7 protein-coding genes are annotated in these 5086 nt (G+C 61.8%); all 7 read left to right on the top strand.

Annotation, left to right across the window (positions count from 1 at the left end; translation table 11 throughout):
- Positions 1 to 86: 86 nt before the first annotated feature.
- From AAFX91_RS38965 to AAFX91_RS38935, 7 genes are read left to right on the top strand one after another with little or no spacing between them, the layout of a single operon-like run.
- Complete coding sequence (locus tag AAFX91_RS38965; RefSeq protein WP_394570045.1) at positions 87 to 593, top strand: ATP-binding cassette domain-containing protein; 507 nt, start codon at positions 87 to 89, stop codon at positions 591 to 593.
- Positions 590 to 1327 carry an ABC transporter ATP-binding protein gene (locus AAFX91_RS38960; RefSeq protein WP_394570044.1) on the top strand — a complete coding sequence of 246 codons (738 nt, stop codon included), beginning with the start codon at positions 590 to 592 and terminating at the stop codon, positions 1325 to 1327. Before AAFX91_RS38965 ends, AAFX91_RS38960 begins: the two co-directional genes overlap by 4 nt.
- 3 nt (positions 1328 to 1330) lie before the next feature.
- Entirely contained in the window at positions 1331 to 2194 is an 864-nt protein-coding gene (locus AAFX91_RS38955) for a branched-chain amino acid ABC transporter permease (protein ID WP_394570043.1), read from the top strand.
- Positions 2191 to 3111, top strand: a complete 921-nt coding sequence (locus AAFX91_RS38950; RefSeq protein ID WP_130582695.1) for a branched-chain amino acid ABC transporter permease — start codon at positions 2191 to 2193, stop codon at positions 3109 to 3111. Before AAFX91_RS38955 ends, AAFX91_RS38950 begins: the two co-directional genes overlap by 4 nt.
- A complete protein-coding gene (locus AAFX91_RS38945; RefSeq protein WP_130582696.1) occupies positions 3111 to 3686 on the top strand; it encodes a carboxymuconolactone decarboxylase family protein in 576 nt (191 codons plus the stop codon). Before AAFX91_RS38950 ends, AAFX91_RS38945 begins: the two co-directional genes overlap by 1 nt.
- Positions 3686 to 4666, top strand: coding sequence for an ABC transporter substrate-binding protein (locus AAFX91_RS38940; RefSeq protein WP_394570042.1), 981 nt, complete (start codon positions 3686 to 3688; stop codon positions 4664 to 4666). The genes AAFX91_RS38945 and AAFX91_RS38940 overlap by 1 nt, the downstream gene beginning before the upstream one ends.
- 41 nt (positions 4667 to 4707) lie before the next feature.
- Complete coding sequence (locus tag AAFX91_RS38935; protein WP_394570041.1) at positions 4708 to 4926, top strand: hypothetical protein; 219 nt, start codon at positions 4708 to 4710, stop codon at positions 4924 to 4926.
- The last annotated feature ends 160 nt before the right edge of the window (positions 4927 to 5086 follow it).

Raw genomic sequence — 5086 nt, 5'->3', positions numbered from 1 at the left:
GCGAAACTACTTCGCCGTCGTCGCCATTGCCGCCACTCTGCTCTGGATAAGGTAACTGTCCACACGGCCTAGTCCGAACGTTTCAGATTGTCAGGGAGCTTCGCGGTCTCACCGTGCTTGAGAACCTGCTGCTTTCGCCGCCTCGTCAGGTCGGCGAGCGGATTGGCGGCGCATTGTTCGCGCGGCCCCTGGTCAAGCGGCAGGATCAAAAGAACGCGCTCAAAGCGCGCGAGATATTGCAGCGTCTTGGGCTCTGGCACGTCGCCGATCAATCCGCGGCTGCGCTTTCGGGTGGCCAAAAGAAGCTGCTTGAGATCGCGCGCGCCCTTTTGCTCGACCCCAAGTTCATTCTGCTCGATGAACCAGCGGCCGGCGTGGCGCCGCCTCTGCTCAAGGACATCATCCAACTGATCAAGGAACTGAATGCGGAGGGCGTCTCGTTCGCCCTGGTCGAACACGACATGCATCTGATCAGCGAAGTCTGCCACGACGTCCATGTCATGGCGGAAGGTACGGCGCTGGTCTCCGGCTCGTTTGCTGACGTCACGGCAGATCAACGCGTGATCGATGCCTATCTGGGGATGGCGCTGTGAATTCGGACGATATCATCCCGGCCCTTTCGATTCGCGATCTTCGCGCCGGATATCCTGGCGGCGGAGACATTGTGCGCGGGGTCACGCTCGATCAGCCGCCCGAGACGATTCTCGCGGTCATCGGCCCGAACGGCTCCGGGAAATCCTCGTTCGTAAAGACGCTGGCAGGCCTGCTGCGTTCACGGGAAGGATCGATCGAGGTGACGGGAGAGGCCGTCACCTCGCTGTCGCCAGCGAAGCGCGTCATGGCAGGGCTTGCCTACGTTCCCCAGGAAGAGAATGTCTTTCGCAATCTGACGATCCGGGAAAATCTGAAGCTCGCAACGGAATTCCTGCGCGGCCGCAGCGGCGTTGGCCCGGCGCAGGAAGCCCAGGTGCTGTCGTTGTTTCCGGAAATCGGCCGGAGGCCCAAGACGCTTGCGGGGGATCTGTCCGGCGGACAGCGGCAAATGCTGGCGTTCGCCTGTGCCTTGCTGTCCAACCCTGAGGTTCTGCTGCTCGACGAGCCAACCGCCGGGCTGTCGCCGAAATTCGTAAGCGAGACGATGGAAGCCGTCGCCCGCGTACGTGAAGCCGGTGTCGCCGTGCTTTTGGTCGAACAGAACGTGGCCGCGGCGCTGCGCATCGCCGACGAGGTGATGGTGCTAGTGGCCGGCCGCAAGAGCCTGCAGGCCCGCGCGTCCGACATATCGAATGCCGATCTGGCCGATCTGTTCTTTGCAAAGATGCAGTAGCGCATGTTCGGCCAATTGATCATCAACGGTCTCGTTTCCGGGCTATTGCTCGCGCTTCCGGCGCTCGCGCTCACCTTGGTGTTCGGCATCCTGAAATTCCCGAACTTCGCCGTCGGTGCGACGCTGACGTTTGGAGGTTATGCCGCCTGGGTCATGAATCATCAGGTCGGCGCGCCTCTGTTTGTCGCAGCGGCGGTCGCCGCCACTATTGCGGCCGGACTGGCCATTGTCTGCGACAGATTGATCTTTGAAAGGTTGCGTGACGCCGGTTCGATCTCGTTGCTGGTCGCCTCGCTCGGCCTCTCGCTCGTCCTTGAGAACATATGCCGGTTCGTGTTCGGTAATTCCACCCGCAACTTCGACGTCGAAATTGCACGACCGATCCGCTGGAACGGCCTGCGGATCAATCATGAGCAGATCGTCACGGCGGTGACCGTAATTCTCTGCGTCATCATCCTTCAGCTTCTGCTTTCCGCCTCGCCGCTCGGCCGCGCCATGCGCGCAACGGCGGACAACCCAGCGCTTGCCGCGGTCCGAGGCATCGAACGCAACACGGTCGCGCGCATCACGTGGGCGCTGTCGGGCGTGCTTCTGGCGCTGTCGGGGGTTCTGGCGGGACTGGACCGTGCCGTCGATCCGCTGCTCGGATGGAGCTACCAGCTTCCGGTATTTGCCGCCGCGATTCTCGGCGGGCTTGGTAGCCCGATTGGAGCGGTCTTCGGCGCTCTCGTGATCGGTCTGGCCGAGGAACTGTCGACACTCGTTTTGCCGACCAATTACCGACAGATCGTCAGCTTCGCGATCATTCTCCTGTTGCTGCTCATGCGGACGCGCGGGTTGTTCGGGGCAAAGGCGGTGCGCAAATGATGATCTATCTCTCCACCGTCATCGTCTTGGTATCCGTCGCTGCCCTCGTTGGGCTGGGCCTCAACTTCCAATGGGGCGTGGCTGGCCTGGTCAATTTCGGAGTGGTCGGCTTTGTCGCGCTGGGTGCCTACACTGCGGCTCTGTCGGTGTCCCATGTCGGATGGCTGTCGGCCATGGTGCTCGCGGCGGCTGTAAGCGCCGCCGCGAGCACGATCCTTGCGTTCCTCTCGATACGTCTTGCCGACGATTACCTCGCCATCGTCACCATCGGCTTTGGCGAGGTGATCAATATTCTGCTCCTCAACGAGGATTGGCTGACCGGAGGAGCATTGGGAATCGCAAACATTCCGCGTCCGCTGTCCTCGATCATTCCAGCCGCGCAATACGATACGATCCTGCCGTTGCTGGCGATGCTGTTGGTCGCCCTGACGTTCGCGGCGCTTGAAACGCTGGTGCAGTCGCCGCTTGGCCGCGCGCTGCGGGCCGTGCGCGACGATCCCACGGTGGTGAGCGCGCTAGGCAAGCCGGTCCTGGTGCTTCGCATCAAGGCGTTTGCCGTCGGCGGCGCCGTGATGGGGATCGCGGGCTCGCTCCACGCCTTCTATCTCACCTATATCGATCCCGGTCAGTTCACTTCCATCATCACGGCCTATGCTTTCATGGCCGTCATTCTCGGCGGGCGAGGATCGAACCTCGGCCTGCTGATCGGCGCCTGCACGATCATGAGCCTGATCGAGGCGACGCGCTTCCTCAAGGACACGCTGAGCATCGTCGATGGCGTGCAACTGGCCGCGTTGCGCCTCGGCCTGGTCGGTCTCGGCATCATTCTTCTCCTGCTCCTGCGTCCGCAGGGGTTGCTGGCCGAGCCGCACAAACGCATTCGTGACTTTTTCCCGGATAGCGAGGAGACGCATTGATGCCGCGCGTTCACCCATTATCATCCGACGCGTTGCCTGCGCCCGTCGCCGAGGTCTATGAGAGGTTCGTCAAATTTGGGCCGTTTCAGGATCAGGCCGCGATTCTCGCTCACGTTCCTCCCGCTCTCGATCATCTCTACCGAATGCTGATGGAGCTCAAGGTACGGGGTGGCGTGCCCTGGCGCTATGTCGAGCTTGCCATCGTCGTAACGTCGAAGCTCAACGCCTGCGCCTTCTGTGTCGCGAGCCATTCTCCCGTCCTCCGGATCGAGGGCATCTCGGATGCGGCGATCGCCACGCTGCCTGCCGGCGATCATCCTGACTTTGATGACACCGACCGGCTGGTGATCGAATACGCCACGTTGATCACGCAAAAGGCGGGGCAGATCCGGGACGGCGTGTTCGAACGTCTCCGCGCCTGCTTCAGCGACAGTCAGATCGTGGAACTCACGCTGCGCGTCGCGCTTGCCGGATTCTTCAACCGCTTCAACGACGCATTGCAGATCGACGACGGCCGTGCGCTTGCGGTTTTCGAACGACAGGAATCGGAATCCCAGACACAGGAGCTTGAATGATGACGAAGTCGGATTGGATGCTTAATCGGCGCCAACTCGTTGGCATAATGGGCGTGTCGTTGGCGGGACTCGCTGTAAGGCCCGGCTTCGCGCTGGGGGCCGGTGAGATTCCGATCGGAATGGTGCTGCCCTTCACGGGGGCCACGGGTCCCTATGGACCCGATATGAAGAAGGCGGCGGACCTCGTGGTGAAGACGATCAACGATGCCAGCGGCGTTCTCGGCGGCCGCAAGCTTCAGCTTTACATCGAGGATTCCGAGACGAGCGCGACAACCAGCGTCACGGCAACACGCAAGCTGCTTGACGTCAACAAGGTGGAGGTCGTCGGCGGCTTCTGGGGCAGTCCGGAAGCGCTCGCCGCCAAGCCGCTGATTCTGGCGGCCAGCAAGGTGCAGATGGTGTCCGCCTCCGCCGACGGCATCACCGATGGCGACAACAAGGGTCTTGTCTATCGCTTCCAGGCGAAAAGTTCGCAATGGGGGCCGGCCGGCGCCAAGGTGATGACGAGCCTCAATTTGAAGAAAGTCGCCATTCTCGCACAGCAGAACCCGTTCGTGGTCGCGATGATCGAGCCGTTCAAGCAGGAAATGACCAAGCGCGGCGGCACCGTCGTCGAGGTGGTCATGTACAATCCCAATCAGGCGTCCTACCGCGCCGAAGTGGAGAAGGCGTTCGGCTCGGAGCCGGACGGCGTGTTCTGCGCGTCGCTGCTCACGGATTTCGTGGCGATCGCCAAGGAAGCCTACCGCGGCGGCTTCCGCTCCAAAATTGTTGCGCTCGGAACCGGCGCCGACGCCGACGGCGCCTTCATCAAGAGCGTTCCGAACGAGGTCTCCGAGGGCATCCATCACCTTCAACCAGGGCCGCCGTTGGAATCGGCCGCGTACAAGACGCGTACAAGAAGTTCGTCAAGGAGATGGGGGCTCCGGATGGGACCGCGTTCCTGTTCGCGGGAAATACCCACGACCAGATATGCGTAACGGCGCTGGCGATGGAGCACGCCAAATCTACGGAAGCGGCGGTGTGGGTTAAATCGATCCGCGAGGTCTGCAACCCGCCAGGGGAGAATGTCGACGACATCGTCCGCGCGCTCGAGATGGTCCGCGCCGGCAAGAAGATCAATTTCGTGGGCGCCGGCGCAACCGTGGACTTCAACGATCGTGGCGATCAGCTCAACCGATCGTTCGTTCACCAAGTGATCCGCTCCGGTAAGAACCAGATCGTGGAGATCGTAGCCTGACCTGACGTTACAGGTCGATCAATCGAATCGTTGAAACAAGGGCGCGACGGCGTGTTGCGCCCCGAGGGAGAGACGCATGCCGAGGTCCTGACCGGCTACATGGGTAACAGAATAGACCGGCGACATGGGTAACAGGTCAACTGGTCGGCAAGGAGGACCT

It is taken from the genome of Bradyrhizobium sp. 31Argb, from assembly GCF_043638955.1.
In the GTDB taxonomy this organism is placed as follows: domain Bacteria; phylum Pseudomonadota; class Alphaproteobacteria; order Rhizobiales; family Xanthobacteraceae; genus Bradyrhizobium.
Note: the sequence above shows the minus strand (reverse complement) of the source record. Positions and strands in the feature narration are given on the sequence as shown.